This window comes from Flavobacterium cheonhonense (assembly GCF_035671315.1).
Lineage (GTDB): Bacteria > Bacteroidota > Bacteroidia > Flavobacteriales > Flavobacteriaceae > Flavobacterium > Flavobacterium cheonhonense.
On sequence record NZ_JAXAVY010000005.1, the window covers coordinates 58308 to 83654 of the forward strand.

Consider the following 25347-nt stretch of genomic DNA (forward strand, 5'->3'; position numbering starts at 1 on the left):
GTTTTTGAATAACTCAATCTCATTAATTTGACCAAATTGGTTACTTTCGTTTCATGGAAAATCTCAGAAATATTAACCCGATTAAGGTAGATAAAACTACCATCATCAATTTAGAAAAAGGCAAACTCCCGCCGCAAGCACTCGATTTAGAAGAAGCGGTTTTGGGTGCTATGATGATCGATAAAAAAGGGGTAGATGAGGTTATCGATATCTTGCAACCCGACGCTTTTTACAAAGACGCTCACAAACACATATTCGAGGCGATTTTTCAGTTATTCACCGATTCTCAGCCTATCGACTTGTTAACAGTTTCCGCTCAGCTCAAAAAGAACGGCAAATTAGAATTGGCGGGTGGCGATTTCTATCTCATTCAACTCACTCAAAAAATCTCCTCGTCGGCGCACATCGAGTTCCATTCGAGAATTATTTTGCAGAAATACATCCAAAGAAGTTTGATTAAAATTTCTTCGGAAATTATCGAAGAGTCTTATGACGAATCTACAGACGTGTTCGATTTGCTCGATAAAGCCGAGTCCAAACTATACGAAGTAACGCAAGGCAACATCAAACGAAGCTCGGAAACTGCGCAAAGTTTGGTTATCCAAGCCAAGAAAAGAATCGAAGAGATTGCCAATAAAGAAGGATTGAGCGGTATTGCTACCGGTTTTGAAAAACTGGATAAAGTGACTTCAGGTTGGCAACCGTCGGATTTAATTATTATTGCCGCACGTCCGGGTATGGGTAAAACAGCTTTCGTATTGTCGATGGCCCGTAACATGGCAATAGACTATGGTGCACCGGTTGCGCTATTTTCGTTGGAGATGTCTTCTGTACAGTTAATCACCCGTTTGATTTCCTCTGAAACCGGCTTGTCTTCCGAGAAATTGCGTACCGGAAAATTGGAAAAACACGAGTGGGAACAGTTGTCCACCAAAGTAAAAGACCTAGAAAAAGCACCTTTATACATCGATGACACACCATCGCTTTCCATCTTCGATTTAAGAGCGAAAGCCCGTCGTTTGTCTTCCCAACACGGGATCAAAATGATTATCGTTGATTACCTTCAGTTGATGACAGCCGGTGGTAACGGTAAAGGTGGCGGAAATCGTGAACAAGAAATTTCTACCATCTCAAGAAACTTAAAGGCTTTGGCCAAAGAGTTGGAAGTGCCGGTGATTGCCTTATCTCAGCTTTCCCGTGCCGTAGAAACGCGTGGTTCCAGCAAAAGACCTTTGTTGTCCGACTTGCGTGAATCGGGTGCGATTGAGCAAGATGCCGATATCGTTTCGTTTATCTATCGTCCGGAATATTACAAAATTGACGAATGGGACGACGAAGAACAATCGCCAACCGCCGGACAAGCCGAATTTATCATCGCTAAACACCGTAACGGTTCTTTGGAAAACATCCGTTTGAAATTCATCGGTAATTTGGGTAAATTTGACAACCTTGAAGAATACGGCAGTAGTTTTGACGATTTACCGTCGCGCATGAACAGCGATGATAATCCGTTTTTTACCAAAAACCTGCCATCTGCCAATGAAGCTTTTGGTAGTAATATCAATACCAATGACGACGATAGCGACGTTCCGTTTTAAAATAACAATCCCGATTCAGTCGGGATTTTTTTATGATTATTTTCACAGAAAATCGGTTATCTTTGAGTAAAATATTGCTGCGAATGTTTAAAAAGTCACTTTACATTTTCTTCCTATTGCTTTCCTTTTCCGCTAAGGCCAATTTTTTATTATTGCCAATGGATGAAGTAGCGCAGAAAAACCATCTAAAAGCTTATGGTATTACCTATTGGGCACTCGACAAACAATACAAAGCGAGTTGGTTGCTTAACTATCGCGGCGGTTCTTTTTTGTTGCCCGATGTACCTGAAATTCGCAAAGAGTGTCAAATTCGAGGGGTGAGTTTCGAAGTGATTTCCGATGCAGAGATGCAGTCCATTTTAGACGATATTTCGAGTCCGTCTCAAAATATGGAAACCGTGGTGTTAGAGAAAGCGCCTAAGATAGCCGTTTATTCACCTCCGGGCAAACAACCTTGGGACGATGCGGTTACGATGGTGCTGACTTATGCGGAAATTCCGTTTAAAGTGATTTATGATGAAGAAGTATTGAGTGACCAACTTATTCTATACGATTGGTTGCATTTGCACCACGAGGATTTTACCGGTCAGTATGGTAAGTTTTATGGCGCCTACCGCAATGCACCTTGGTATATTGAGCAAAAAAAAGAGGCGGAAGCTTTAGCTGCTAAATTAGGCTATGGTAAAGTATCGCAAGAGAAATTAGGAGTAGCCAAAAAAATACGCGACTTTGTGATTGGTGGCGGTTTTATGTTCGCCATGTGTTCGGCGACGGATAGTTTTGACATAGCGCTATCGGCGGAAGGTGTGGACATTTGCGAACCGATGTTTGACGGCGATAACAGTGATGCCAACTACCAATCGCAAATTGATTACAACAAGACTTTCGCGTTTAAGAATTTTATCCTCGACAGAAAACCGGAGCATTACGAGTTTTCGGATATAGATATGACGGAGAAACGCCGCATTCCGTTTGAAAAAGACTATTTCACTTTGATGGAATTCTCCGCAAAATGGGATGTGATTCCGAGTATGTTGTGCCAAAATCACACGCAGTTGGTGAAAGGTTTCATGGGACAAACCACGGCTTTCGACAGCGAGTTAATCAAATCGAATGTTTTAATTTTGGGCAAGAATGAGCTCAATGATGAAGCCCGTTACATTCACGGTCAAAAAGGAAAAGGCTTCTTTACGTTTTACGGTGGACACGATCCTGAGGATTATCAGCATAGAGTAGGCGATGAGCCAACGGTTTTAGACTTGCATCCAACGTCTCCCGGTTTCCGGTTGATATTAAATAATGTGTTGTTCCCGGCAGCCAGAAAGAAACCACAGAAAACCTAACGGTAACGTTTTAAAGGAGAAATCCCAAATTCCAATTCACTTCGACAAGCTCAGTGTGACAATTGGAATTTGGGATTTTTTTAGCCCCGATAGTAGTGGAAATCCTTTTTATTGTTTTAAAGATATTCCCTTCGACTGCGCTCAGGGTGACAAAACAATAAAAAGATTGTAACGAATAGCGGGATTAGCTTCTGATATTATTTATTATTCTCAATCACGTAGTTCAATACTTTTTGAATCAAATGCACTCGGTCTTTACCGGTTACGTTGTGTTTGTGCATTGGGTAAGGGAAATAATCGACTTGCTTCCCGGCTTCCACAAACTTTTTGACTAACGATAAATTGTGTTGTTCTACTACTACGTCATCGTTTGTGCCGTGGATTAAAAGCAATTTTCCTTTAAGGTTTTTTACGTAATTGTACACGGTGTTTTCTTCAAATCCTTTAGCATTTTCTGCCGGTGTATCCATATAGCGTTCGCCATACATCACTTCATACCATTTCCAATCGATTACCGGACCACCGGCAACGCCTACTTTAAAGGTATCAGGTTTGCGCAACATTAGGGAAGTGGTCATGAAACCTCCGTAACTCCAGCCGTGAACCGCCAAGCGATTGCCATCAACATAAGGCAACGATTTTAAGTATTCCACACCTTTGAGTTGGTCGTCCATTTCGTTGTTTCCGAGATTGCCGTGGATGATGCTTTCAAAAGCAAAACCGCGATTGTCCGAACCTCTGTTGTCTAACGTGAATACCAAATAGCCTTGTTCAGCCATCCAATACATCCATAAATTGGCGCCGTCTAAATAGGAATTGGTAATCATTTGCGCATGCGGACCGCCGTAAACATACACTAAAACCGGATATTTTTTGGTTGGATCGAAATGACTTGGTTTGATCAAACGCGTGTATAAATCGGTTGTCCCGTCGGCTGACTTGATGGTTTTGATGTCGGCTGTTCCGATTTCGTAACCGTCGTATTTATTCGGGCTTACTAAAAGCGTTTTAGCTTTAAGGTTTTTATCGTACAGTAATGATTTTGATGGCGTATCATGGTTTGAAAATTCGTCAAAGAACCAATTTCCGTCCGCACTCGGCACTACGTTGTGAACACCTTGGTCTTTGGTGATTAAAGTTTGTTTGCCTTTTAAGTCAACTTTATACACCAACATATTCGTTGGGTTTGGTCCGGTAGCTTTGAAATAAATTTCGGTTCCGGCAGTGTTGGTACCGATGATATCACGAGTTACAAACTGGTTATTGGTCAACTGCTTAATCAATTTACCTTCTAAAGTGTAGTAATACAAGTTTTGGAAACCGTCTTTTTCGCTGAACCAAACAAAGTTATTCGATTTGGCATTCGGGAAAAAGGCTTCGTGTTCCGGTTCTACCCAACGTGGATTTTTTTCGTTTAAAATGGTTCTGATAAACGTTCCGGTTGCAGCATCGTATAAGTTTAGGCTCATATCGTTTTGACCGCGATTCAATTCGGCTATCAAAACATATTTTTCGTCCGGTGTCCAAGATAAGTTGGTTAAATAGTCGTCTTGATTTCCTTTTGGAGCTATGAAAACCGTTTTACCGGTGGTTACATTGTAAATCCCAACGCGTGGTTTTTCGCTTTTTTGACCAATCATCGGGTATTTGATGTTGACCAATTTACCCGGTGTTTCGGTGATGTTTAGCAAAGGATAATCGGCTACTTCGGTTTCGTCTTTTTGGTAGAAAGCCAAATAGCTGGATTTAGGTGACCAGAAAATACCGCCGCTTATACCAAACTCGTTTCTGGCAATCGATTGTCCGGATACGATACCTTTATTGGTTTCGTTGGTTACGGTTACTTTTTCGCCTTTGCTGTTGATGAAGTACAAGTTGTTCGATTCTGTGAAAGCCAAGTTTGCTTTGTTGCTGTCGAAAGTTGCATTTTCAGCCGTTTCCGGTGCTTGTATTGTTTGTTTTCCGGTTTTGGTGGATAAATTGTATTGGTAATATTTACCATTTTCTGTCACCATAAAAGTGTTAGCATCTATCCATTGCAACCCAAAGAAGTTTTTCAATTTGGTGCCAAAGGCAGTATTAATATCCGCTAAAGAAACCAATTCGGCAGCAGCATCATTGGTGGTGGAAGCCGATTTTATTTTGGTCCAAGCATCGGTGTAAAACACGTATTTGTTGGTGTTGGGTATCCATTGAAAACCGGTTAAACCATCGGCTCTAAAGGCACGACCTTGCTGTAATACGGCTTCTTCTAATGTTATTTTTTTCTTTTGCGCTTGTAGAGTCACAGTCAGTAACAAGCTGAGGAAAAGGATAATCTTACGGTTCATGAAGTAAATTTTTTGTTGACCGTAAATGTATAAAAAAAGGATAATCTTTACTTAGAATTATCCTTTGTTTATGATGTTGTTAACGATTTTCAAATGATGTCGGGTATGCAATTTCAGGAACCAAATGGTTGCTTTCAAATTCAAGTCGCCAAAATACGGATGTGTGAAATAACTGTTTTTATCAAGTTTTTGAAGCAAGGCCATATTGTTTTTAGCGGTTGCTAATTTATTTTGTAAGTCTTCTATGGAAGTGTTGTCAACCGGTCTCACTTGTTTTGGCGCTTTGGCTTTGCCTCTGGGAATCGCATTGCGACATTGGATATAAATCCGGCTCAGATTAAACCTCCATTTATAATTATTGGGATTAGATTTACTTAATTGAGAAATAATACCATTAATAACCAATAAGCTATGGTCTAATTGCCAACCTACGGTGGCTATGGAAATGGTCGTATTTTGTTTTTCCCAATGCGGAATTGCATTTTCTATTTGGGATAATAAATTGTTTAATTCTTTCATAATGATTGTATTCAAAAAATCCCAAACCTGATTGGATTTGGGATTTTTAGTAATGCATCTTTTATAAATGGCCGCCCTCGTTTTCTTTATCCAAGTATTCTTGAACAATTTCGATAGCATTAGTCACTACATCACTTAAAGCAGTGATGAAAGTACCTTCTTGAGCGCTGTTGATGGCGTGTTTGATGGCTTCTACTTCTTTGGTGATGATTTCGTGGGTAACGTTTCTGCCGGAGGCATTGATGCCGTCCATGATTAATCCTATGATTTCTTCTTCAGTTCTGCCGCGCAAGTGTTTTTCTTGGCGGATGATGATATGGTCAAACATGCGAGCGGCGATAGTAGCGCATTCGCGGATGTCTTCATCACGTCGGTCGCCTACACCAGCAATGATACCGATTTTTTTGCTGGCTTCAACAGTCGATAGGTATTCTTCCACACCGCGATAACCGGCCGGATTGTGCGCAAAATCGATAAGGACTTTGAATTTTTTGAAGTCGAATATGTTCATACGCCCCGGTGTTTGAGCGGCACTAGGGATAAAGGTTTGGAGCGACAAACTGATGTCCTCCGTTTTGAATCCCCATAAATAACTGGCTAAAGTCGCCGCCAAAGCATTTGCTATCATGAATTTGGCTTTTCCGCCTAATGTTAACGGTACGTGTGTAGCGCGCTCCACTCGGATTTTCCATTCGCCTTTTTTGATGGTAATGAAACCGTTTTCATATACTGCTACAATTTTGCCCTCTTTAGCGAACTTTTGTACCGTAGGATTATTTTCATCCATACTGAAGTAGGCGATGTTGCAACTCAGTTCATTGGCTATTTTCAAACACTGTTCGTCTTCGGCATTAAGAATGGCCCAACCGTCTTTTTTTACCGAACGTACTACTACGCTTTTTACGCGTGCTAAATCGTCCAGCGTATGAATGTCGGCCAAGCCTAAATGGTCTTCTTGAATATTGGTAATAATGGCAATGTCACAACGGCTGAAGCCTAAACCGGATCTCAAAATACCACCGCGGGCGGTTTCTAAAACAGCAAATTCTACGGTTGGATCTTTTAGGATGTATTCGGCTGATAATGGTCCGGTTGTATCGCCTTTTTCCATCATGTGGTTTTGGATGTAAATCCCGTCGGAAGTAGTGAATCCTACTTTGTAACCGTTGTTTTTTACAATATGTGCGAGCAATCGGGTAGTGGTGGTTTTACCGTTGGTTCCCGTTACCGCTATAATCGGAATTCGGCTTGGTTTGCCCGGCGGATAGAGCATGTCAATTACCGGTGCGGCCACGTTTCTTGGTAAACCTTCACTCGGTGCTAAGTGCATGCGGAATCCCGGCGCAGCGTTGACTTCCAAAATACAACCGCCATTTTCCTTGAGCGGTTGTGTTAGGTTTTCCGCCATAATATCAATCCCGCAAATGTCTAAGCCGATGACTCTGGAAATTCTTTCACACAAGAAAATATTTTCCGGGTGCATCATGTCGGTTACATCAATCGATGTTCCTCCGGTGCTTAGGTTGGCAGTCGATTTTAAATAGACTATTTCTCCGTTTTTCGGCACAGAATCAACCGTATAGTTGAGTTTTTCCAATAAATCTAAAGTATCTCTGTCAACGTCAATTTGGGTTAATACGTTTTCGTGTCCGTAACCGCGTCGCGGATCGCGATTGGTTTCGTCGATGAGTTGTTGGATGGTTTGTTTGCCATCGCCTATTACGTGTGCCGGTTCGCGTTTGGCTGCGGCTACTAATTTGTTGTCGATGACCAACACTCGGAAATCAAATCCGGTGATGAATTTTTCCACGATAACGCGTCGGCTGTATTTTTTAGCATATTCTAACCCGGCTACAGCATCCTCCCAAGTGACTACGTTGATCGAAGCACCTTTGCCGTGATTTCCATCCAGCGGTTTGATTACGATGGGGTAACCAATTTTTTTGATGGTGTTTTCCAAATCTTCTTTGTCTACGCAAATGCTGCCACTGGCTACCGGAATGGAGGCCAAGTCGAGCATGCGTTTGGTTTCTTCTTTGTTACAAGCGATATCAACGGCTATGTTACTCGTTTTACAAGTAATGGTTGCTTGGAAGCGCATTTGATTGACGCCGTAACCCAATTGTACTAAGGAATTAGTACCTAAGCGAATCCACGGAATATCTCGGGCAACGGCTTCGTCTACGATACTTCCTGTGGAAGGACCGAGGCGCACACGTTCCCGAATTTCACGCATTTTTTGAATATCGGCTTCCACATCGTAATCGGTGCCGGCAATTAGGGCTTCGGCTATGGCCACTGAACTTTCCGCGGCAAACATACCCACGCTTTCTTCGGTATAGCTAAAGACTACATTATATATGCCCGGTGTTTTGGTTTCTCGGGTTCTTCCGAAACCGGTTTCCATACCGGCTAGGGTTTGAATTTCTAATGCAATGTGTTCAATAACGTGTCCCATCCAAGTGCCTCGTTCGATGCGGGAAAAGAAACCGCCACGAACGCCTTCGGAGCAGCGATGCTCAATCATAGTAGGAAACATGGCTTCTATGCGTTCGCGAAAACCTTCGATTTTATTGGTTGGAAATTGTTCCATTTCCTCTAAGTCTAAACGCATTTGGATTAATTTTTTGCGTTGGACACTCCAAAGATTCGGTCCGCGTAAAGCTTGTATTTTTAGAATTTTCATAAAGTAGAAGGAATTGTAATGTGATTGTGTAATGATTTTGTTAAAAATAGGAAATAATTGTTTTTATCCGACACTTTTTTTTAACAAAACCCAAAAAAGAAATTTTAGTGCTTACTGTTTGTTTTTTTAATCTGATAGTCAGTGGTTTAAAGTTTGCTGAAACAAAAGACAAAACCTAGCTAGCCCCGATAGAAGCTAGCTACCTTGTAGCGCGTATAGCGGGAATATGGATAGCAAGAATGCGCGAGCTTTTACGCTCTGACAAATTCGGCTATTTGTTGGTAGAGTGTTTTGTCGTGCATGCTGTGGCCTAAGCCTTGGGTTTCGATGTAGATGGCGTTTTTCCAGGCGGCGGCGTATTGACGGCCTTCTTCGACTTTGATTACCGAATCGTCTGCATCATGAGCAATGATGGCTTTTTGGGTGAAGTTTTGGGCAAATAAGTGTCCGGCAAAATCGTTAATGTGGATGTTGAACTTTTGGTGATAATATTGTTCCAAACGATTTTGTACTTTTTTGTTCAAACTCAATAAACTGATAAAGTTATCGCTGATTTTTTTAAAGCTGGACGGTGCGCCTAACAAGACAATTTTGTCGATATGATCATTGGGATATTTGTTCAAATAAAAGGCAATAGCAGCACCGCCAATGGAGTGACCGATTAGCGTTTTAGGCTGATATTTTTGAAGTAACACATGGATGAATTCGGCATAACGAGGTGCGTTGAATTCTTTACCGGTACTTTGGCCGTGCGCCGGCGCATCGATAGCGATGATGGTTTTCCCGAGTGGTTTTAGGTATTGCAATAGTTTTTTCCAGCGTGAGGCATTACTTTCCCAGCCGTGGAGCAGAAGAATGATTTCGTCATTGCCCGACCAAGTGTAGACTTGGAAATTTTCGCCATCGTAGTGTAGTGTTTCTTGTTGGGCGCTTTGCAGCGTTTTGGGGAGTTTTCCGTTTTTGATTTTGCCTTTTCGGGGTTGGCTGAAAATGGTATAGGCGATTTGCTTGGCTTTTTCGGGATGGAAGAAGCTGATGAGGTTGATGTACAAACCAACCAATTTGGTGAGTAGAAAGTATTGGATTTTCTTCATAAAAAAATCCCGAACTGGTCGGGATTCCTTATTATAAGTTAGCAAATAATGCTTGCATTTTTTCTCTTTCTTCTTGCGCTAAGGCAGCATCTACTAAGATTCTTCCTGAATGCTCATCGGTGATGATTTTTTTGCGGGCTGCAATTTCCACTTGTGTTTGCGGCGGAATCGTGAAGAACGAACCGGCAGAAGCGCCACGCTCGATAGATACTACGGCCAAACCGTTGCGCACGCTGGAACGGATTCTTTTGTAAGCAGTTAATAAACGTTCTTCGATTAAGGCTTCAAACTCGGCTGATTTTTCCATTAAGAAGTTTTCTTCTTTTTGAGTTTCGGCCATGATATCGTTTAATTCAGCTTTTTTGTGTTTTAAGTGCGCTGTTTTTTGTTCCAAACGCTCTTTAGAAGAAGCGATTACTTCTTTTTTGTGTTCAATAGAAGCTTTTAATTCTTTGATTTGTTTTTCAGCCAATTGGATTTCCAATTCTTGGAATTCCACTTCTTTGGTTAACGAGTTGAATTCTCTGTTATTGCGAACATTTTTTTGTTGTTCGGTGTATTTTTTAATGGCCGCTTGATGCTCTTCGATGGCACTTTTTTTGGCTTTGATTTGTTCTTCTATAGTAAGTAAATCGCTTTTTAATTTGTCTAAACGAGTGCTCAAGCCGGTAACTTCATCTTCTAAATCTTCCACTTCTAAAGGTAATTCTCCTCTAACGTTTCTGATTTCATCAATTCTGGTATCTATGATTTGCAAGTCGTAGATAGCTCTTAATTTGTCTTCAACACTTAGTTCTTTTGTAGTCGCCATATTTTATAAGTACTTAACTGGATTTGTATTTTCTTCCGAAAAAATGATGGCAAAATTAAGAATTTTTTCCTTAAGAAAATCAACAATATAATTTTTTGTAAATCTTTCACTTTCAAAGTGCCCGATGTCGGCTAAAACCAACTGATTTTCAGCTTCGTAAAAGTTGTGGTACTTTAAATCGGCCGTCAGAAAGATGTCGGCGCCTGCTTGTTTGGCATTGCCGATGGCAAAACTACCCGAACCGCCTAAAACGGCTACTTTTTGAATGGATTTTCCGAGCAAAGCACTGTGACGAATGCCGCCGCATTGCATTTTATCTTTCACAAAGGCTAAGAAATCATCTTCCGTCATTGGTTTTTCGAGTTCGCCTATCATGCCAAGTCCGATGTTTTGGTGGGCATTTTGCAATTCGTATATTTCGTAAGCTACTTCTTCGTAAACGTGATTTTTGAAAAGTGCTTTCAGTATTTTAGACTGTAAGTGTTTCTCGAAAGTGACTTCGATTTTAATCTCTTCGTTTGCTACAAATTCGAAGCGTTGACCGATTTCCGGATTACTGTCTTCGTTACCCATATACGTACCGATACCTTTGGAGTTGAAGCTACAATCTTCGTAATTGCCAATTTTTCCGGCTCCGGCGTCGAATAGGGCATTGCGCAGTTGTTCTACATTTTCGGGGATGGTGTAAGTGACTAATTTTTGGATGAAATTCTTTTTGGGAACCAATATTTTGGTGTTGGTCAAGCCAAGTGCATTGCAGAAAATTTTGTTCACGCCGTGTTTGTGATTGTCCAAAGCCGTATGAACCGCATAAATGGCAATGTCATTTTTGATGGCTTTGAGTACAGCGCGTTCCACATAATTTTTTCCGGTAATTTTTTTCAAGCCCGAAAAAAGAATAGGATGGAAGCAAACCACCAAGTTGCACTTTTTAGCAATGGCTTCATCAATTACGCTTTCTAACGCATCGTGGCAAACTAAGATTCCGGTAACTTCGGCATTGGCATTGCCTACGAGTAAGCCTACGTTGTCAAAATCTTCGGCATAAGCTAAAGGCGCCATTTCTTCTAAAACCGATAGTATTGCTGTTATTTTCATATTTTATTTGTAAGCGTCAATTTTGGTAAGTTTGATTTGCCAGTTTTTATCCACATCGAAAAAGTAACGGATGTCATCAAACCGTTTTGTTCGGTAAGCTTCGAGTTCTGCTTCGGTGTATTCCGTTTGACTCTTATCGTTTTCATCTCTTATATGAATGGTATTTTTTTCGATGTACAGGAAACAGATTTGGTTCAGTTTGGCTTCATAAATACATTCCACTTCATATTCTTTGCCTTCCTCATCAGTGAAAGACAAAGAGATGTTCTCTTTTCTTACCAGTTCGTCTATAGTGACATTTTTAATCACGGCACATAAAGCTTCCGGAAAAAATTGTTCCATGTTGAGGTCATACTCATCACTGGTCAACGAAATGTCTTCGCCACCTTCGGCATCTCGCTCCTTGGCATAATGCCAAGACATATAAGTGTCGGTTTCTATAGGGAATCGCATATAGGATTTTAGCGCTACCAAGTCGTTTTCAAAAAGGGCTGTTTTGAACGCATCAAAGTTGGATTTGGAATAATCATTTTGCGTTTGAACTTTTCTTTTAGGTACCGGGTTGCTTATCTGAATGGCTTGGTTATCTTGCTTACAAGAAAAGCAAGTGATGAAACCTATCAGGCAAATAATTTTTTTTATGTTATAATTTACGTTGCCCATTCATTCAAGTATTCCTTTATAATCCATTGGTTGTTGACTTTTTCGAGCAATAAGAATCGGCCACTATTGTGTTCGATGTTTCTGTAAAAAGCCACTTTAACCAAGGCAAAATGGTTTTTGGCAAAATAAATCGGTTTATTGATGATGAGCAAACGCTGGTTGTTTTCACCGAATTTTTTACTGATTTCTTGAAATGCTTCCAGGGAAACACAATCGTTGACTTTACTCTTCAAATATTGGTGTTGATTATCAAACAGCAAATTGTATTCTTTTGACCAATCTTCGTTCAAGCCAATGCTGATTTGCATTTTGATTTCGGCAGCATTTTTTTTCAGGAGTTCATGTCCGTTAATCACTTCAATAACTTCTTCATTATTGGGTGCTTTGTGGCAATAAAGACTCAATAATTGGAGTCGGCCTTTGGCAATAACCTTTTCAGTTTTATAATATTTGGTGAGTATGATTTTGAGAATAGCCGCATTGTCTGCTTCCTGAGCGAAAGCAGTAATTTGGAACAAGCCTATAAAAAAGCACAATGCAATTTTAGTTTTCATGTTGAATGGTTCAGCTGAGTTGATTCAAGTTGGCTGTTTGACATTATAGCTTCAAAGATAAAAGATTTAAAAATAATTCGTGCATTCGTCCTAAATAATTACTTTCGTAGTATGACTTGGTTGCGAAAATTATTGTTTCCGATAGCTGTATTATACGGCTTTATTACTTCGATTCGAAATTATCTGTATGATAAAGGGATTTTAAAATCGCATGCTTTTGATGTTCCAATTATAGCTGTTGGAAATCTTAGTGTTGGCGGCACCGGAAAAACACCGCAGATAGAGTATTTGATTCGTTTGCTTTCACCACAATATAAAGTGGCGACTTTAAGTAGAGGTTACAAAAGAAAATCGAAAGGCTTTATTCTGGCGGATGCCAGTGCCAATGCGGGAGCCCTCGGAGATGAACCGTTTCAGTATTTTCAAAAATTCCCTCAGATACAAGTTGCCGTTGATGCCGACAGACGAAACGGGATTTCCCAATTACTGGCGCAAAAAGATAAGCCCGATGTTATTTTACTCGATGATGCCTTTCAACACCGCAAAGTAAAAGCCGGATTTTACATTCTCTTAACGGCTTATGACGATTTGTTTTGTGACGATTGGATGCTGCCAACCGGCAATCTCAGGGAAAGTCGCTCCGGAGCCCAAAGAGCCGATATGATAATTATCACCAAATGTCCCAATACGATTTCCGAAATTGCGCAGGAAAAAATCAGGCAAAAGATTGGATTGGACAAACCGATTTTTTTCAGTTTTGTAGATTATGACGATCAAGTTTACAGTGCAACGGATAGCTTGTCGGTATCAGAAATTAAAAATAAAACGAAAATTTTGTTGGCCGGTATAGCCAAACCCAAACCTTTCTTCGATTTTTTGAAGGCTGAAAATGATATGGTTATCTCATATCCCGATCACCATCATTTTTCCAACGCTGAGATTGAGGCTTTAAAATCGCAAGCCGGAGAAAAAATTATTGTCACAACCGAAAAGGATTTTGTACGTTTGGAGGCTGCAATTTTGCGAAAACAATTATATTATTTACCTATCAAGAGTCGGTTGGTTTCAAACGCAACGACTTTTGATCAAATTATTTTAGATTATGTGGGAATTGGTACAGGAAACCGTTAGTTACATTAAGAATAAAACCAATTTTACACCGGAATATGGTGTGATTTTAGGCTCAGGATTGGGTAGTTTTACCGATGATATTACTATTGAATTTACATTGCCTTACAACGAAATTCCCAATTTCCCGGTTTCTACGGTAGAAGGTCACAAGGGTGCTTTGGTTTTCGGAACCATAGGTGATAAGAAAGTAGTAGCCATGCAAGGGCGATTTCACTACTACGAAGGATATTCTATGCAGGAAGTGACTTTCCCGGTTCGTGTAATGAAGTATTTGGGTGTTACTAAACTCGTTGTTTCCAATGCTTCCGGCGGTGTTAATCCGAATTACAAAGTAGGTTCGATAGCGGTTATAACTGACCACATTAATATGATGCCTGAACATCCGTTGCGCGGTAAAAACGATCCTCGTTTCGGTCCTCGTTTTGTCAACATGAGTGAACCGTATAGTTTGAAAATGATTGCCAAAGTAAAAGATATTGCTCAAAAAGCAAGCATCGAATTGTTCGACGGTGTTTATTTAGGATTACAAGGACCAACTTTTGAAACCTTACACGAATACAAAATGGTGAAAACCATTGGAGCCGATTGTGTTGGTATGTCAACCGTTCCCGAAGTTATAGTGGCGCGTCACATGGAATTGGAAACGTTCGGCATCTCTGTTATCACGGATATCGGTAGTGAAGAGCATTTGGAATCCATTACTCACGAGGAAGTTTTAAAAGCCGCCAATGCTGCAGAACCTCATGTTCGACACTTAATTAAAGAGTTGATTTTGCAATATTAGTATTGCTTGGAAAGGCAATAGGCAATCACTCGGTAGAAATTCTCAGGATCAAAAGGTTTCGTAATCACATCTGTCATCCCGAAAGACAATAGCATTTCCCTATTTTCGTTCAAGGAGATAGCGGTTAAGGCTATAATTGGAATTTTGGGATCGAATTCACGTATATTTTGCGTCGCAATGGTACCGTTGATGCCCGGCAGATGTACATCCATCAAAACCAAATCAAATGTATGTTGGCTTTTGAGCACTGCCACGGCTTCTTCGCCATTGTCGATGATTTTGCATTGTATTCCTTTGTTCTCCAACATTTTTTTGGTAACCATTTGGTTGATTTTATTGTCTTCTACCACCAAAATGTATTTGCCGTCTAAGATTTCATCCGAATAAGTAATCTCTTCTTTGGGTTTGATTTCTTTAGTGCTGTTAGATAGGTTGAGTTCTACTTGGAAGACTGTACCAACTCCGACTTCACTTTCGAGTGAAATTTCTCCGCCTAATAAGTCGACTAATTTTTTTACGATGGTTAAACCCAATCCGGTGCCACCATATTTGCGATTGATTTCGATCGAACCTTGAGAGAAACTGTCGAATATAGTTTCTTTTTTCTCTTCGGGAATGCCTATGCCCGTATCACTTACACTGATTTTGATTCGGGAAAAATCGGCTTCTTTTTCGATTACGACTGCACTCACTTTAACTTCACCTTTGTGGGTAAATTTAAGCGCGTTGTTGATTAAGTTGATTAATATTTGCGAGAGTTTAGTAGGATCGCCTAATAAGGTTTCCGGAATAGTGTCGTCGATTTCAAGGACAAAGCGATTTTCATTTTTGGCGGCGATTTCATTCATTGAGTTTTGAATATCGACCAACAGTTGCTTGAAGTTGAAGTCGATGTATTCAATTTCGATATTAGTCGACTCAATTCGGTTGATCTCCAATATTTCATTGATGAATGTCAGCAAATAATTACCCGAAAATTTAAGTGAATTAAGGTAATGCAATTGGTTTTTTTTCGGATTGTCTTCAATTAGTAAGTGCGTAATTCCGTTGATGGCGTTTAGCGGTGTACGCAATTCGTGACTCACAGTAGACAAGAATTCAGCTCTCGCTTTAGAGGCTTTTTCTGCTTTGTCTTTGGCGATTTGCAGTTCTTTGTTTTTATCTTGGAGCAGTTCGTTAGATTTTCTGCGGATGATGTTGTTTTTGTACAAAGACAAACTCAATAGCGAAAGAATCGAAATAAGCGCAATCCCCAAAATACTGATGAGTTTGATAAACTTGTTGGTTTTTTGTTGGATTTCACTCTCTTTGGTCATCTGTTCTATCGTTTTGAGGCGTTCACTTTCTTTGAAGTCCATGAAATCATCACTCGATAATTTGGCGCTGTTGTTTAGGAGTAAGCTGTCTTTTATTTGCAAATGGGCTTTCAGGAATTGATGTGCTTTTTCAGTGTTCAAAAGTTTTTCATATGCCAAGCTCAATTCTAATGCTATGGCTGCTTTTTGCTCCAAGTCACTGCTCTTTTCATTGAGCAGTAACGCACGGTTGAGGTAGTTCACCGCCAAATTGTTGTGGTTTTCTTCGCGTTCAATCATCCCCAACTGGTACATTGCTTCTGCCTTAATTTTATAGACGTCTTTATGATCCGGTTTGGCTATAATTTGATTGAAGAGTTTGGACGCCAATTCATTTTTACCACGTTTTTTATATAGGATTGCTTTTTGCAAATTCAAAGGTTCTGTAGCGTCAATTTTTAAGAGACTGTAAACCGATTGGGATTTGTTAAAGAAGATTTCCGCTTTGTTGAATTCATCTAAATTCATATAGCACATGCCAATATCGTAATAACAAATGGCTTGTTGCGTGGTTGGCGGATAGGCACTCAGGAGCTTGATGCACTTTTCAAAAACATCAATGGCATCTTCAAACTTTTTTAATTCGTAGTAGGTTGTGGCCAATGAATATTGGGCTAAGGCTTCCGATTTTTTATCCCGATTAGCTCCGGAAAAATTAATGGCTTTTTGCGAAAAGTACAAAGAGGATTTGTAGTTGTCCGTTTTTCTATTGAATACAGCCAAATCGATGTAGTATTTAGTGCTGTCAATTGTAGCGACAGATTTCTTTTGTGCAAAACACATCGTTGGCAACCATACGCATAGCCAATACCACTTCATAATCGGATAGTTTACAAATCGTTAGGGCTATAAATATAGAGAAATTATTTTTTTAACAGCCTAATTAGGTCGATTATTCGTGAGGAATAGCCAATTTCGTTGTCGTACCAACCAACAACTTTAACCATTTTGTCAATGACAGAAGTGAGTTGGGCATCGAATAGGCAAGAGTTGGGATTGCCTAAAATATCAACTGAAACTATAGGGTCTTCGGTATAAGCTAATATGCCTTTTAGGTGCGTTTCTGCAGCTTTTTTGAAAGCAGCGTTGATTTCTTCTATGGTCACTTCTTTTTTTACGTAGCAAGTAATGTCAGTCAGAGAACCATCGGGTACGGGAACACGAATACCGCTACCACCGATTTTTCCATCCATTTCCGGGAAAATTTTGGTCAGTGCTTTGGCGGCTCCGGTTGTGGTTGGTACAATAGATTGACTGGCACCGCGGGCACGACGCAAGTCTTTGTGAGGCTGATCGTGTAAACTTTGATCGGTTGTATAGGAGTGAACTGTGGTGATGTAAGCTTGTTCAATACCGCACAATTCGTTGATGACTTTGATCATTGGTGCCGCATTGTTAGTCGTACAACTAGCATTGGAAACGATGACTTCAGAACCATCCAAAATGTTTTCATTTACACCTAAAACTACCGTTTTAATTTCGGGAACTTCGCTGGGAGCGGAGAGTATTACTTTTTTGGCTCCGGCCTTGAGATGTTTACTGATTTCTTCGAAAGTTTTGAATTTCCCGGTGGATTCTATGACGAAATCGACATTATTCCATTGCAAATTAGCAATGTCTTTTTCGTGGAAGAAGGTGTAATGTTTGCCGTCCACCATAATAGAGTGCTCATCATGCGATACTTCGCAAGGCAAAACCCCATGAATGCTATCGTATTTAATCAAATGCGCCATCGTTCTGTTGTCGGCAATATCGTTAATGGCAACCACTTCGATAGTAGGATGATTCAAGAGTAATCGGAATACATTTCGGCCGATTCTCCCAAAACCGTTGATGGCGATTTGTGTTTTTTGGTTCAAGTTGGAGATGGTTTAAAGTTGTTTAATATTGTTTGAAATGGTTTAATGGTTAAACAACAATTGTAAACCTTTTAAACCCTTAACCTTTTAAACATTTTTTTCTTTTACAAAATATGTTTTTCCGCGTGGTAAGAAGAACGAACCAATGCGCCGCTTTCTACGTGACGGAAGCCCATAGCTTTCCCGATTTTTTCGTATTTCTCGAATTGTTCCGGTGTGATGAATTCTTTTACCGGTAAGTGTTTTTTACTTGGTTGTAAATACTGACCTATAGTTACTATGTCAACGTTGTTATCTCGCAAGTCTTGCATGGTTTGAATGACTTCCTCTTCGGTTTCCCCTAAACCTAACATGATACCGGATTTGGTTCTGCGGATGCCTTTTTCTTTTAAGTATTTCAAAACGGCCAGACTTCTATCGTATTTGGCCTGGATTCTTACCTCGCGAGTCAATCTTCGCACGGTTTCCATGTTATGCGATACTACTTCAGGATTGGCTTCTACAATGCGATCCAGCATACGTTCGTTGCCCTGGAAATCGGGGATAAGCGTTTCTAAAGTCGTTTGCGGATTCATACGGCGAATGGCTTGTACCGTTTCAAACCAAATGATGGAACCCATATCTTTCAAATCGTCGCGATCTACACTGGTAATTACCGCATGTTTGATTTTCATGATTTTGATGGAACGCGCTACTTTTTCGGGTTCATCCCAATCCACGGTTTCCGGGCGACCTGTTTTTACCCCGCAGAAACCACAAGAGCGGGTGCAAATGTTCCCTAAAATCATGAAAGTAGCGGTGCCTTCTCCCCAGCATTCGCCCATATTCGGACAACTGCCCGAAGTACAGATGGTGTTGAGCTTGTATTTGTCTACCAAACCACGAAGTTCGGTGTATTTTTGGCCTATAGGTAATTTGACTTTAAGCCATTTTGGCTTGCCAATCGGTTGGTTGCTTTCGATTACTGATTCCATAGTCGCTTTTTTTGCCTTGCAAAGATACAAAGGATGATTGAAGAATAATGGTTTTTAAATTCAGAAATTGTTGTTAAAAAGCGGATTTTTACTCAACAAAGTCCATGTGTTTGTTATGGGTTTCACTGATGGTTAAAATCGCATAAATTCCTAAACCGAAGGCTATCAATCCTACAATTGCCGCCGATAAAATAATGGAGTTGTATTGTTTCAGATAATCATAGCCCAATAGCATAATCGGAACGGTACCGCGCACCATATTCGGTATACTCGTGGTTGCTGTACTTCTTAAATTGGTGCCGAATTGCTCTGCAGCTACGGTGACAAACATTGCCCAAAAACCACAACCCAATCCAATCCAACCGCAATAGAAATAATACATATTTTCGGTTTTAGTGCCGCCGAAAAGAAGCAAAAACACTCCGATTAGCGTGAATAACAGCATGTACAAAATGGTTTTCTTTCTGGAATGCAAAGCATGAGAAATGAATCCGCTGGAGAAATCGCCAACCGAAGTCGTAATATAAGCCCACATAATGGCTTTTCCGGGATCTATACTTTTAATGCCTAGCTCGGGTGCAAACTGGTTGGCCATAAAGACTAAAATACCGATGCAATACCAAATCGGAACACCAATAAGAATGCACTTTAGGTATTTGATAAATAGTATTTTATTGGTAAAAAAAGCGAAAAAATTACCTTTTTTAACCGTATGATTTTCTTTTACAGCTTGATACATGCCGCTTTCAGCCACACTAATACGAAGTACCAGCAACAGCAAACCCAATCCGCCGCCAATGAAGTAAGCGGTGGTCCAACTGCCAGCCAATTCAACGGTGAATTGTGCCACTACAGCGCCCAATACACCAAATCCGGCAATAATGGAAGTGCCGATAGCACGGAGTTCTTTAGGTAGAGTTTCGGAAACTAAAGTGATACCGGCGCCTAATTCGCCTGCGAGTCCTATGCCGGCTATAAAACGCAGCCAAGCATAAATCATTCCTTTATCAGCAAAATCCATTTGAGGTAAAAAACCACAAGCAATATTGGCCAAAGAATAAACGATAATGGATCCGAAAAGCACGGAAAGGCGTCCTTTTTTATCGCCAAAAACGCCCCAAATGATACCGCCCAAAACTAAACCAACCATTTGATAATTCAGAATCATGGTGCCTACAGTATCAGCTTCTAATCCCATATCTTTCAAACTGGGAATACGAACAATGCCAAATAATAATAAGTCATAGATATCTACAAAATATCCCAGAGAAGCTATAATTACTGGAAATCCCAGCAAGTGTTTGATTTTTTCCCGTCTTGTAAAATGTTGCATAGTTTACCTATTTAAAATCAAATATATACTTTTTTTGGTGACTGTTAATTTTTTTGTAAATCGGTTGTTGCTTAGATATTTATTGTACATTTGTATATACAAATATCAGTATGATGAATAGAAGCAATTTCATCAAATTAGCAATAGGAGGAACAACAATGATGGCTTTAAATCCTTTATACAATTGGTCTAAGGACTTGAAAGAGACGGATGGTAAGATGCCGGTATTGTTTATTGGTCATGGTTCACCTATGAATGGGATTGAAGACAATGCCTTTTCAAAAACCTGGGTGAAACTTGGTACTGAAATTCCCAAGCCAAAAGCGGTATTGGTCGTTTCGGCGCATTGGTTAACTAACGGAACCCATATTACAGCCATGGAAGCTCCTAAAACCATACACGATTTTGGTGGTTTTCCGCAGGCGCTTTTCGATGTACAATATCCGGCTCCGGGAAGTCCGGAGTTGGCTCTGGAAACCAGTAAATTAATTACGTCGACTTCCGTTGGTTTAGATCACGATTGGGGTTTGGATCACGGTACTTGGACAGTAGTGCGACATATGTATCCCAATGCCGACATACCGGTGTTACAATTGAGTATTGATTATAGTAAACCACCACAATACCATTATGATTTGGCTAAAGAATTGGCTGCTTTAAGAAAAAAAGGAGTGTTGATTATTGGTAGTGGAAATATGGTGCATAACCTGAGAATGGTTGCTTGGGACAAACTGGATGAACCGGAATACGGTTATGATTGGGCACGGGAAATCAATCAGGTTTTTAAAGAAAAAATTGTAGCAGGCGACGTCCAATCACTAATTCAATATGAACGACTAGGCAGCGCTGCTCAATTGGCCATTCCGACACCGGATCATTATTATCCGCTATTGTACACTTTGGGATTACAAGATAAAACTGATGCCATTGATTTCTTCAATGATAAAGCAGTTGGCGGTTCATTGACGATGACTTCGGTAAAAATAGGATAAAAAAAGGAAGCTGTCAGCTTCCTTTTTTTATAACCCTAAGGCTTTTTTAGTTGGTGCAGTCAAGGCATCTTTATGTAGTAATACCGAAATGGCTTTCAATCGTAAATAGGCAACACTCATGTAGATAAAGCCGTCTCTACCGGATGTGGCACCCCAAGAGTTTTTAACTTTATAATAAACATTCCCTTTTTGGTCTTTGGCCTTACCTACAATGTGCATCAAATGATCATCCATGGTATTGTAATTCTCAAACTCGGCTTGGCGGAATTCCGGTGTGATTACTTTCTCAGGTTTGATTTCGGTTAAGATAGAGGTGATGTCAGTCTCGTTCTGCGGAATAACAGCTATACCAGTTTTTGCCGAAAAAGTCGTTTCACTAACATCACTGTCTAGAGCAACTGTATAGCCTTTATCTAATGCATTGTCAATATTTTGAACAAATTCATCTAAAGTCAGATTGTAAAAATACCCGTTGGAGAAATTATCAGGGATGTTTAAGATGAATTTAGTGTAATATGGTTGGTGTTTAAAGGATGTGATAGTGATGTAGTCGTTTAAGTTCAACTTGAAATCTCGGTTTAAAATTTCAGCAGTTATGGTCTTTACACCTTCGATTTTACCCATGTATTTATCGAGGACAGTATTATAATCCGATTTCCAATTTGGGTAACCTTTTGGGGTAAGTGCGACCGCTTTTTTTACAATTTCTTCAAGTTCTGTCACCATCTGAGAATGATCATATTTTCCGTTTGCTTCAATTTTTCCCAAATATTCCGATTGTGTGGTTAATCCGTATTTTAAGGCACTGTTCATTACATCGTGATTCAAACCGCCTTCGCCAAATTGTGCTTTTCCTTGACGCATAACATAATTTTCGGCTTTGTCAAGGTAAATGTTTCTTACGGTGTACATCTCAGATAAATCGACTGTAGTGCCGGTTTTGCGAATAATTTCCGCTTCTAAAAACGAAGTCGATGAAAAACTCCAACAAGTTCCGGTATTTTGTTGTGCCGTAACAGGAGTGCATTTTATCTCCTTAATAATATGAAATTCATACTTTTGAGAAAAAGCAGTTAAAGTCATAAATAATGCTGAAACAGCTATAAAAGTTTTATTCATAAGAATATGTTTAGTAATGAGGTTAAACCCGAAAAATGATTTATTTTTACGCTAAAATAATGGTTTTCCTCGGCTAACTATTATTTTTAACTAATTAAATGAAAAATTAAATACAGCTAGTTTTATTATGAGTACCATCCAATGGGTTACGGCCAAAGAATACGAAGATATCACTTATAAAAAATGCGACGGTGTTGCGCGTATAGCTTTCAATCGTCCTAATGTTCGCAATGCTTTTCGCCCTAAAACCACTAGTGAATTATACAATGCGTTTTACGATGCTATGGAAGATACTTCTATCGGCGTAGTATTGCTTTCGGCTGAAGGTCCTAGTACTAAAGACGGTATTTGGTCGTTTTGCAGCGGCGGCGATCAAAAAGCACGCGGTCATCAAGGTTATGTAGGCGAAGATGGTTACCATCGTTTGAATATTTTAGAAGTGCAGCGCTTAATTCGCTTTATGCCCAAAGTGGTTATTGCTGTAGTTCCGGGTTGGGCTGTTGGCGGTGGACATAGTTTACATGTGGTTTGCGACTTAACGCTGGCCAGTAAAGAACATGCTATTTTCAAACAAACCGATGCCGATGTGACTAGTTTTGACGGCGGCTACGGTTCGGCGTATTTGGCCAAAATGGTGGGTCAAAAGAAAGCCCGTGAAATCTTCTTTTTAGGTAGAAATTACTCGGCACAAGACGCTTTTGAGATGGGAATGGTGAATGCCGTAATTCCACATGATGAATTAGAAACGACTGCTTATCAATGGGCGCAGGAAATTTTAGAAAAATCACCAACGTCTATCAAAATGTTGAAATTCGCCATGAATTTAACCGACGATGGTATGGTTGGACAACAAGTGTTTGCCGGAGAAGCCACGCGTTTGGCGTATATGACTGACGAAGCCATAGAAGGAAGAAATGCCTTTTTGGAGAAAAGAAAGCCGAACTTCGGAAAGAACAAATGGATTCCGTAAATAGCGCTCTAAAGTAAAATCGCATTCACTTATGACAGACTTTACAAACGAAAAAATCGACACTACGCAATTGCCTAGGTATGAAGCGGTGCCATTGACTGCTTTGCATCCGAATTATTGGAAAGAATTGTTGGTAGCCAGAGGATTGTTGGTTTTAGTGCTGACCATTGCCTTAGTTTCGGCGCTGATTTTTATCGAAGAATTTATCGATTACCGCTGGATTGCTGCAACCGGTTTTATAGTTTTTGTTGTTTTACTGTTTTTGATTACCAATATCACCTACAAGAAAAAAGCCTACGCTTTTAGGACTCATGATGTGATTTTTCGCAGTGGTATCATTGCAACCAATACCATGGTGATTCCGTACAATAGAGTCCAGCACGTGGCACTTCACGAAGGTTGGATAGCGCGCTTTTTCGGGTTGGCTAAAATTGAAATCTTTACCGCTGGCGGCATGTCGAGTGATTTGGAAATCCCGGGAATTGCCAAAGAAGAAGCCGAAAATATCAAACAATTGTTGATGGGTAAAATTCAAAAGCAATTGTAATGGAAGTCAATTTTAATCAGCCGCAACGCCAATCCGCTATCGGAGTTTTGGTGATTTTTCTGGAGATGATTTTTGTCTTAGTGAAGAATATTTGGCCGATTATAGTGATTACTTTATTGAAAGCCGAAGATAAATCGGTTTGGATTGGGCTTCTGATTGCTCTTGCTATAATGGTTTATTTTGGCGTCTATTCTTTTTTAAAATACCGAAACTTTACTTTTTATATCGATGCCGATAACGATGAGTTTGTTATTAATGATGGCATCATCAACAAAACCAAGACGGCAATCCAATTGCACAAAATTCAGCAGGTGAATATCAAGCAGAATTTTATCCAACGCCTGATTGGCGTGTATGCTATGGATGTTGATACCGCCGGAAGTGATCAAAAAGAAGGTAACATCAAAGCTATATCACATACTTTGGCATTGGCCTTAAAATCGAAGTTATTGGAAAACGAAGGCAAAGCGGTAATCGATCAAGCCGAGGCTGAAGTTGCTCAAGCAGTTCAAACAACAGCTCCGTTCTTAAAAATCAATTTGGTGAGTTTGCTCAAAATCGGATTTACTTCGAATTATGTGAAAAGCATCGGTTTGATCTTGACCTTTTTCTTTACCATATACGAAAATCTACACCAAGCCGGTGCCGAAGATTTGGTAGATACGGATCGCATCAAAGGTTTGGTTGATGGCTATTCGTTGCTGTACACAATGTTGGTTTTTGTTTTAATGATGTTTACTGTCATTTTTGTTATCAATGTCGTTCGGACATTAATCAAGTTTTTCGACTATACGGTGACAAAACAAAAAGGCTCTTTGATGTTGACTTACGGTTTGATTTCTACTCAAAGTACCATCTTGAAACCTGAAAAGGTTCAAATAGTTAAGGTTTCTGAAAATTATTTCCAACGAAAGCTGAATGTGCTCGAAATCAAAATCCGTCAAGCCATAAGCGATGGGAAAAAAGACAGCAAATCACTCATTGAAATTCCGGGTTGTAACACTGCTGAACGCGATGAAATTTTAAAGTTGTTGTTTCACGAATTGCCTCTAAAAGGTGTTATGATGTTGCCCAATTTTCGCCGACTCATTTTTTCGGTATTCCTGATAATAATCCTACCTTTAACCGCTTATTTTACACTGGGGAAATTTGTTTCTCCGGAGGTTTTGGAATACCAAACCGGCGCATGGATTTATGCTTTGTTGATGACAACGCTCTTGTTTTTCGGGTATAGAAATTACAGACTGTTTGTAGCAGACAAGCACATCATCAAACAAAGCGGCGCTTGGGATGTAGACCAAGAAATAATACAAATCGATAAAATACAAGCCATTACAACCTCACAATTGTTTTGGCATAAGAGTTTAAATATAGGTTCGTTAACCATGCACACGGCGGGTGGAAACATTACGTTTCATTTGGGACAATTCGACCAAATAAACGAATATGTCAACCGTTGGTTGTATGAAATAGAAACCTCAAACAGTAATTGGATGTAGCCATAATATTAGATTTCAGATTTGAAATATCAAATATGATGATTAGGTATAAATCACATCTAATATTTAAAATTTAATATTTAAAATT

21 protein-coding genes are annotated in these 25347 nt (G+C 39.9%); 8 read left to right on the forward strand and 13 right to left on the reverse strand.

Going from position 1 to position 25347, the window contains the following annotated elements; genetic code table 11:
- Nucleotides 1–53: 53 nt before the first annotated feature.
- Together dnaB and SK086_RS11175 are read left to right on the forward strand one after the other, a co-directional pair.
- Nucleotides 54–1598 (forward strand): replicative DNA helicase, encoded by a 1545-nt coding sequence (gene dnaB, locus SK086_RS11170; RefSeq protein ID WP_290874474.1) that lies wholly within the window; start codon nt 54–56, stop codon nt 1596–1598.
- An 83-nt stretch (nt 1599–1681) separates the two neighbouring features.
- A complete protein-coding gene (locus SK086_RS11175) occupies nt 1682–2941 on the forward strand; it encodes an asparagine synthetase B (RefSeq protein ID WP_290874471.1) in 1260 nt (419 codons plus the stop codon).
- Between the two features lie 197 nt (nt 2942–3138).
- Here the strand turns inward: SK086_RS11175 and SK086_RS11180 are convergent, their stop codons facing one another.
- From SK086_RS11180 to SK086_RS11215, 8 genes are all read right to left on the reverse strand, one after another.
- Nucleotides 3139–5271: a S9 family peptidase gene (locus tag SK086_RS11180; protein ID WP_324691697.1), complete on the reverse strand. Its 2133-nt coding sequence runs from the start codon at nt 5269–5271 to the stop codon at nt 3139–3141.
- A 57-nt stretch (nt 5272–5328) separates the two neighbouring features.
- Nucleotides 5329–5790: a DUF1569 domain-containing protein gene (locus tag SK086_RS11185; protein WP_324691699.1), complete on the reverse strand. Its 462-nt coding sequence runs from the start codon at nt 5788–5790 to the stop codon at nt 5329–5331.
- 61 nt (nt 5791–5851) lie between these two features.
- Entirely contained in the window at nt 5852–8476 is a 2625-nt protein-coding gene (gene cphA, locus SK086_RS11190; protein WP_324691700.1) for a cyanophycin synthetase, read from the reverse strand.
- Nucleotides 8477–8727: 251 nt separating this feature from the next.
- On the reverse strand, nt 8728–9570 hold the full coding sequence (locus tag SK086_RS11195; protein ID WP_324691702.1) for an alpha/beta fold hydrolase: 843 nt from the start codon (nt 9568–9570) through the stop codon (nt 8728–8730).
- Nucleotides 9571–9601: 31 nt separating this feature from the next.
- Nucleotides 9602–10381: a zinc ribbon domain-containing protein gene (locus SK086_RS11200; RefSeq protein ID WP_324691704.1), complete on the reverse strand. Its 780-nt coding sequence runs from the start codon at nt 10379–10381 to the stop codon at nt 9602–9604.
- Nucleotides 10382–10384: 3 nt separating this feature from the next.
- Complete coding sequence (locus tag SK086_RS11205; protein ID WP_324691706.1) at nt 10385–11479, reverse strand: Nif3-like dinuclear metal center hexameric protein; 1095 nt, start codon at nt 11477–11479, stop codon at nt 10385–10387.
- A 3-nt stretch (nt 11480–11482) separates the two neighbouring features.
- Entirely contained in the window at nt 11483–12142 is a 660-nt protein-coding gene (locus tag SK086_RS11210; RefSeq protein ID WP_324691707.1) for a hypothetical protein, read from the reverse strand.
- Nucleotides 12130–12696 carry a hypothetical protein gene (locus tag SK086_RS11215; RefSeq protein ID WP_324691709.1) on the reverse strand — a complete coding sequence of 189 codons (567 nt, stop codon included), beginning with the start codon at nt 12694–12696 and terminating at the stop codon, nt 12130–12132. Before SK086_RS11215 ends, SK086_RS11210 begins: the two co-directional genes overlap by 13 nt.
- Before the next feature lie 111 nt (nt 12697–12807).
- Between SK086_RS11215 and lpxK the strand changes: the two genes are divergently transcribed.
- Both lpxK and SK086_RS11225 read left to right on the forward strand, forming a co-directional pair.
- Nucleotides 12808–13827 (forward strand): tetraacyldisaccharide 4'-kinase, encoded by a 1020-nt coding sequence (lpxK, locus tag SK086_RS11220; RefSeq protein ID WP_324691710.1) that lies wholly within the window; start codon nt 12808–12810, stop codon nt 13825–13827.
- Complete coding sequence (locus SK086_RS11225; RefSeq protein WP_324691711.1) at nt 13799–14611, forward strand: purine-nucleoside phosphorylase; 813 nt, start codon at nt 13799–13801, stop codon at nt 14609–14611. The genes lpxK and SK086_RS11225 overlap by 29 nt, the downstream gene beginning before the upstream one ends.
- On the opposite strand, the gene SK086_RS11230 is transcribed toward SK086_RS11225, so the two are convergent.
- The 4 genes from SK086_RS11230 to SK086_RS11245 form a co-directional block, all read right to left on the reverse strand.
- Complete coding sequence (locus SK086_RS11230; protein WP_324691712.1) at nt 14608–16785, reverse strand: ATP-binding protein; 2178 nt, start codon at nt 16783–16785, stop codon at nt 14608–14610. The genes SK086_RS11225 and SK086_RS11230 overlap by 4 nt on opposite strands.
- A gap of 44 nt (nt 16786–16829) precedes the next feature.
- Entirely contained in the window at nt 16830–17825 is a 996-nt protein-coding gene (gene gap / locus SK086_RS11235) for a type I glyceraldehyde-3-phosphate dehydrogenase (RefSeq protein ID WP_324691713.1), read from the reverse strand.
- 104 nt (nt 17826–17929) lie between these two features.
- Entirely contained in the window at nt 17930–18799 is an 870-nt protein-coding gene (gene lipA, locus SK086_RS11240) for a lipoyl synthase (RefSeq protein ID WP_290873398.1), read from the reverse strand.
- An 88-nt stretch (nt 18800–18887) separates the two neighbouring features.
- Nucleotides 18888–20132 carry an MFS transporter gene (locus tag SK086_RS11245; protein WP_324691715.1) on the reverse strand — a complete coding sequence of 415 codons (1245 nt, stop codon included), beginning with the start codon at nt 20130–20132 and terminating at the stop codon, nt 18888–18890.
- A gap of 158 nt (nt 20133–20290) precedes the next feature.
- Between SK086_RS11245 and ygiD the strand changes: the two genes are divergently transcribed.
- The gene (ygiD, locus tag SK086_RS11250; protein ID WP_456151912.1) at nt 20291–21124 is read left to right on the forward strand and encodes a 4,5-DOPA-extradiol-dioxygenase; all 834 of its coding nucleotides are present in this window, start codon (nt 20291–20293) and stop codon (nt 21122–21124) included.
- 27 nt (nt 21125–21151) lie between these two features.
- Here the strand turns inward: ygiD and SK086_RS11255 are convergent, their stop codons facing one another.
- A complete protein-coding gene (locus tag SK086_RS11255) occupies nt 21152–22243 on the reverse strand; it encodes a C1 family peptidase (protein WP_324691717.1) in 1092 nt (363 codons plus the stop codon).
- A gap of 127 nt (nt 22244–22370) precedes the next feature.
- Here SK086_RS11255 and SK086_RS11260 point away from each other — a divergent pair, with 127 nt between their 5' ends.
- The 3 genes from SK086_RS11260 to SK086_RS11270 are packed head-to-tail and all read left to right on the forward strand — an operon-like array spanning nt 22371 to nt 25259.
- Entirely contained in the window at nt 22371–23213 is an 843-nt protein-coding gene (locus tag SK086_RS11260) for a 1,4-dihydroxy-2-naphthoyl-CoA synthase (RefSeq protein ID WP_324691719.1), read from the forward strand.
- A gap of 31 nt (nt 23214–23244) precedes the next feature.
- Nucleotides 23245–23760 (forward strand): PH domain-containing protein, encoded by a 516-nt coding sequence (locus tag SK086_RS11265; protein ID WP_324691721.1) that lies wholly within the window; start codon nt 23245–23247, stop codon nt 23758–23760.
- Nucleotides 23760–25259 carry a PH domain-containing protein gene (locus SK086_RS11270; RefSeq protein WP_324691723.1) on the forward strand — a complete coding sequence of 500 codons (1500 nt, stop codon included), beginning with the start codon at nt 23760–23762 and terminating at the stop codon, nt 25257–25259. The genes SK086_RS11265 and SK086_RS11270 overlap by 1 nt, the downstream gene beginning before the upstream one ends.
- Nucleotides 25260–25347: the final 88 nt, after the last annotated feature.

Coding starts and splice junctions, on each gene's coding strand:
- lpxK (WP_324691710.1), top strand. CDS start 12,808: ATGACTTGGTTGCGAAAATTATTGTTTCCGATAGCTGTATTATACGGC.
- SK086_RS11260 (WP_324691719.1), top strand. CDS start 22,371: ATGAGTACCATCCAATGGGTTACGGCCAAAGAATACGAAGATATCACT.
- SK086_RS11225 (WP_324691711.1), top strand. CDS start 13,799: ATGTGGGAATTGGTACAGGAAACCGTTAGTTACATTAAGAATAAAACC.
- SK086_RS11175 (WP_290874471.1), top strand. CDS start 1,682: ATGTTTAAAAAGTCACTTTACATTTTCTTCCTATTGCTTTCCTTTTCC.
- SK086_RS11255 (WP_324691717.1), bottom strand. CDS start 22,243: ATGAATAAAACTTTTATAGCTGTTTCAGCATTATTTATGACTTTAACT.
- ygiD (WP_456151912.1), top strand. CDS start 20,291: ATGATGGCTTTAAATCCTTTATACAATTGGTCTAAGGACTTGAAAGAG.
- dnaB (WP_290874474.1), top strand. CDS start 54: ATGGAAAATCTCAGAAATATTAACCCGATTAAGGTAGATAAAACTACC.
- SK086_RS11180 (WP_324691697.1), bottom strand. CDS start 5,271: ATGAACCGTAAGATTATCCTTTTCCTCAGCTTGTTACTGACTGTGACT.
- SK086_RS11205 (WP_324691706.1), bottom strand. CDS start 11,479: ATGAAAATAACAGCAATACTATCGGTTTTAGAAGAAATGGCGCCTTTA.
- SK086_RS11210 (WP_324691707.1), bottom strand. CDS start 12,142: ATGGGCAACGTAAATTATAACATAAAAAAAATTATTTGCCTGATAGGT.
- SK086_RS11265 (WP_324691721.1), top strand. CDS start 23,245: ATGACAGACTTTACAAACGAAAAAATCGACACTACGCAATTGCCTAGG.
- SK086_RS11245 (WP_324691715.1), bottom strand. CDS start 20,132: ATGCAACATTTTACAAGACGGGAAAAAATCAAACACTTGCTGGGATTT.
- lipA (WP_290873398.1), bottom strand. CDS start 18,799: ATGGAATCAGTAATCGAAAGCAACCAACCGATTGGCAAGCCAAAATGG.
- SK086_RS11270 (WP_324691723.1), top strand. CDS start 23,760: ATGGAAGTCAATTTTAATCAGCCGCAACGCCAATCCGCTATCGGAGTT.
- cphA (WP_324691700.1), bottom strand. CDS start 8,476: ATGAAAATTCTAAAAATACAAGCTTTACGCGGACCGAATCTTTGGAGT.
- SK086_RS11185 (WP_324691699.1), bottom strand. CDS start 5,790: ATGAAAGAATTAAACAATTTATTATCCCAAATAGAAAATGCAATTCCG.
- SK086_RS11215 (WP_324691709.1), bottom strand. CDS start 12,696: ATGAAAACTAAAATTGCATTGTGCTTTTTTATAGGCTTGTTCCAAATT.
- SK086_RS11195 (WP_324691702.1), bottom strand. CDS start 9,570: ATGAAGAAAATCCAATACTTTCTACTCACCAAATTGGTTGGTTTGTAC.
- SK086_RS11200 (WP_324691704.1), bottom strand. CDS start 10,381: ATGGCGACTACAAAAGAACTAAGTGTTGAAGACAAATTAAGAGCTATC.
- SK086_RS11230 (WP_324691712.1), bottom strand. CDS start 16,785: ATGAAGTGGTATTGGCTATGCGTATGGTTGCCAACGATGTGTTTTGCA.